The organism is Dolichospermum lemmermannii CS-548, assembly GCF_028330815.1.
Lineage (GTDB): Bacteria > Cyanobacteriota > Cyanobacteriia > Cyanobacteriales > Nostocaceae > Dolichospermum > Dolichospermum lemmermannii.
In genome coordinates this window covers 1-4069 of the sequence record NZ_JAQMTJ010000160.1, presented here as the reverse complement: position 1 = coordinate 4069, position 4069 = coordinate 1, and the positions used below count along the sequence as shown (strand labels likewise).

At 39.3% G+C, this 4069-nt stretch carries 5 protein-coding genes and 1 pseudogene; 5 read left to right on the top strand and 1 reads right to left on the bottom strand.

Features of this window, described 5'->3' with window-relative positions:
* The 4 genes and pseudogenes from PN450_RS10740 to rpsN all read left to right on the top strand — a co-directional run.
* Positions 1-163 (top strand): annotated as a pseudogene (locus tag PN450_RS10740) (DUF2854 domain-containing protein); the annotation flags it as partial.
* A 265-nt stretch (positions 164-428) separates the two neighbouring features.
* Positions 429-1523, top strand: a complete 1095-nt coding sequence (gene rseP, locus PN450_RS10735; RefSeq protein ID WP_271836259.1) for an RIP metalloprotease RseP — start codon at positions 429-431, stop codon at positions 1521-1523.
* Positions 1524-1837: 314 nt separating this feature from the next.
* Entirely contained in the window at positions 1838-2512 is a 675-nt protein-coding gene (nth, locus tag PN450_RS10730; RefSeq protein WP_210422276.1) for an endonuclease III, read from the top strand.
* Positions 2513-2615: 103 nt separating this feature from the next.
* Entirely contained in the window at positions 2616-2918 is a 303-nt protein-coding gene (gene rpsN / locus PN450_RS10725; protein ID WP_148759960.1) for a 30S ribosomal protein S14, read from the top strand.
* 119 nt (positions 2919-3037) lie between these two features.
* On the opposite strand, the gene PN450_RS10720 is transcribed toward rpsN, so the two are convergent.
* Positions 3038-3367 carry a hypothetical protein gene (locus tag PN450_RS10720; protein ID WP_015080154.1) on the bottom strand — a complete coding sequence of 110 codons (330 nt, stop codon included), beginning with the start codon at positions 3365-3367 and terminating at the stop codon, positions 3038-3040.
* A gap of 58 nt (positions 3368-3425) precedes the next feature.
* On the opposite strand from PN450_RS10720, the gene aat reads away from it, so the two are divergent.
* A complete protein-coding gene (gene aat, locus PN450_RS10715; RefSeq protein WP_015080155.1) occupies positions 3426-4001 on the top strand; it encodes a leucyl/phenylalanyl-tRNA--protein transferase in 576 nt (191 codons plus the stop codon).
* The last annotated feature ends 68 nt before the right edge of the window (positions 4002-4069 follow it).

Below are 4069 nucleotides of genomic sequence, written 5' to 3'. Positions count from 1 at the left end.
CTATGGTTTTCCGCTATTACTGGGAGGTTTAGCCCTAAAAGCTAATGAACTTAAACCCATCCCCTTCAGCCAAACTACCACACCATCAATCCTCGAACTCAGAAAGCAACAGGCAACTGTCACACAAACTAAAATCCGCAAAGACATCACCCGCAACTGTCACACCCCAAGGAAACGGATGTATTTAGTACATAAAAACTAATTATCGAGAGGATTTGCTGAACCTAAATAGGAATTATTACTATTAAGTTAAAAATACAGTTAAATATGCACGACCAAGTACGAATTTATTGGTTCTTAGGTTATTTTGATAGAAAACTTAGGGGGAGTGTCAACTGAGAGAAAACCAACACCGCAAATGGGGTCTGTCTGCCCATTCCCAAACTACAATAAGAATATATTTCCGAATATTTTGATTAATTTGCTCTATGTCAGTTTTAGCAGCGATCGCAGTTTTGGCTATTTTGATCTTAGTACATGAGTCTGGACATTTCATAGCCGCCCGTTCTCAAGGTATTTACGCTAACCGTTTCTCCTTGGGTTTTGGTCCGATTCTTTTAAAGTACCAAGGATCAGAAACGGAATACACTATCCGCACTTTCCCTTTGGGTGGCTTTGTCGGCTTTCCCGATGATGATCCAGATAGCGAAATTCCCCCCAATGACCCCAATTTGCTGCGTAACCGCCCAGTTTTAGACCGTGCTATTGTCATTAGTGCCGGTGTAATTGCAAATTTAATCTTTGCGTATTTGATGTTGGCTTTGCAATTGGGAATCGTTGGTATACCCCAAGAATTTCAGTATCAACCCGGTGTCCTTGTCAAACCTGTAAATGAACAGTCTGTTGCTTACCAAGCAGGAATTCGAGAAGGAGATATTATTCTGGCTGTAAATGGCCAAGAAATTCCTCTAGGTAAAGACGCAACTACATTATTGACAAAGGAAATTCAAACCCATCCTAATCAGGAAATTGACTTAAAAATTCAACACGAAACCCAACAAACTAACCTAAAACTAACTCCTAAACAGGGTGCTGATGGTAAAGGTCTAGTGGGAATTGAATTAGGTCCCAATGGTAAAGCAATTTATCGCCGTCCCCAAGATATCGTGGAGATTCTCAAAGTTGCAGCTAATCGTTTTCAACAGTTAGTTGTGGGGACATTCCAAGGTTTTGGGCAGTTAATTACTAATTTTGGGCAAACGGTAGGACAAGTCTCTGGACCCGTGAAAATTGTCCAAATTGGCGCACAATTAGCCGCTAGTGATAGCACCAATTTATTTTCTTTTGCGGCAATTATTAGTATTAACTTGGCAATTATTAATATTTTGCCTCTTCCCGCTTTAGATGGTGGACAATTAGCCTTTTTATTAATTGAAGGATTATTTGGTAGGCCTTTACCTAACAAAGTTCAAGAAGGTGTGATGCAAACTGGTTTGGTGTTACTTTTAGGATTAGGTATTTTCTTAATTGTGAAAGAAACAACTCAATTGGAATTTATCCAACAATTATTTCAGAAATTGTAAATCCAGTAATTGTAGGGGGTTTAGCAGTGTTCATTGGTGTCAACTTAACGCAAAATCTTCATCCCGCAAGGAACTCAAGTTCCTTGCTAATAGCGAAAGTCATCTAAAAGATGACTAAATACTAGGAAAATTTATTAGTCCGTTTTAACGGACTTGAGCTATGAGACAGGGAATTTATTCCCTGACGGGTGTGGAAGCCAAACAAATAAGCCACTTGTACTGAGCTTGTCGAAGTATCTGTAACCTAAGTTGACACCAATGAGCAGTGTTAAACCCCTACACCAAATAATAATCTTAAATTTAAAATCTCTGACGTGACTCGTAAATCATTAACTAAAAAACAACGGGCTTTAGAAATTCTTGCCCGTATTCAGTATCTTTATCCTGATGCAACTTGCTCTTTAGATTATGCAACTCCTGTACAATTATTAGTAGCAACTATTCTTTCCGCTCAATGTACAGATGAAAGAGTGAATAAAGTTACACCAGGATTATTTGGGCGATTTCCTGATGCGGAAAGTTTAGCAAATGCAGATTTAACAGAGTTAGAAGAATTGGTACGTTCGACGGGTTTTTATCGCAATAAAGCCAAGAATATTCAAGGTGCTTGTCGAATGATTGTCAGTGATTTCAATGCTGTTGTTCCCAACAAAATGGAAGAGTTATTAAAACTTCCAGGAGTAGCACGGAAAACTGCAAATGTAGTTTTAGCCCATGCTTATGGTATCAATGCTGGGGTGACAGTAGATACTCACGTTAAGCGGTTAAGTCAGCGTTTGGGCTTGACGAAAAATACCGAACCTGTGGGGATTGAAAAAGATTTAATGAAGTTATTACCCCAACCACATTGGGAGAATTGGTCAATTAGATTAATTTATCATGGTCGGGCTGTGTGTAAAGCCCGTTCTCCTGGTTGTAATCTTTGTGAATTGGCTGATTTGTGTGATATGAATTTGTCTCTCGCAGAGTCGCAGAGTCTCAGAGAGTAATATTGGGGAGTATTGGGTTGGGGAAATTTATTTCTCATGTCCCTATAATTGTGAGTAAGGGTGTAGAATAGAGAATGCTGTCTTTCATTACATTAGGGAATTCATGGCGAAAAAGAGTATGATTGAGCGCGAGAAGAAACGCGCCAAAATGGTAGCTAAGTATGCTGACAAGCGGGAAGCACTACTAGAAGAGTTCAGAACAGCAGCATCTCCGTTGCTAAAGCTAGAAGTTCACCGCAAAATTCAACAGTTACCTCGCAACAGTGCGCCTAATCGTAAGCACAACCGTTGCTGGTTAACTGGTCGTCCTAGAGGCTTTTACCGTGATTTCGGACTATCTCGGAACGTCCTCCGGGAATGGGCCCATGAAGGTTTGTTACCCGGTGTTGTTAAGTCTAGCTGGTAGTTAGTTGTCAGTGGTTAGTTGTCAGTGGTCAGTTGTTAGTGGTCAGTTGTTAGTTGTCAGTTGTTATTACCAATTACCAATTACCAATTACCAATCACCAATTACCAATAACTAAGATATTATTGACCACAACAATGATCAATTCCCAGACTATCTAAGAGTAGATCGCTAACGGCGTTGGCGATCGCAAACTCCCCAAAAAAGCTTTTAGAAAAATCAAATGATTGCATCTCTGTGACAATGGCAATTACCAGAGAACCTAAATCATTTTCTCCTTCCATGCGTTGTCTCACAAAAATCTGTGATGCCCGCTGGGCTATATTTTGATTTATTGCTTCAGGAATAAACTCTTGATCAAGCCAATGCAACAAGTTTTGTTGTAACCATTCTCCTTCTTCTTGGGGATTTTCCGAAGGTGGTAAGGTAATGGGTGGAATTGCTTGAGTCATTTTTGTTTGTATATTTTATATAGAATTTGTGTGCTGTGGGTAATCCCAGAAGAAGACAATGGAATATGATGTTGCTGCTATTATTCGGGGTTATGCTCAAGGTTATTTTCTCATGTCTGATGAGAGTAATAACTTGGGATGGTATGGAAGTAACGAACGGACTCTAATTCCTTTAGATGAACGCTTTCGCTATCCTAAATCATTACAGCGTGTTCTTAACCAGGAACGATTCACAGTAGCCGTTAACCGGGACTTTTTGGGTGTGGTTGCTGGCTGTGCTAACCGCGATACAACTTGGATTTCTCCAGAATTAGAAAAGATTTATTGGTTACTTTACCAAACTGGTTACGCTTATAGTTTTGAAACTTGGCAAGGTGATGAATTAGCTGGGGGAATTTTAGGGATTGTCATTGGTGGTATTTTTATTGGTGAATCCATGTTTTTCAATATTTCTGAAGGTTCTAAAGTGGCAATGGTGAAATTGGTAGAAAGATTACGAGAAAGGAAATTTCTACTATTTGACGCGCAAATGATGAATCCTCATTTAGCCAGATTTGGTGCTTATCATGTTAGTAGTGAAGAATATGAAATTTTACTAAAACAAGCATTACCAAGTCCTTGTAAATTAATTTGATTGGTGATTGGTGATTGGTGATTGGTGATTGGTGATTGGTGATTGGTGATTGGTGATTGGTGATTGGT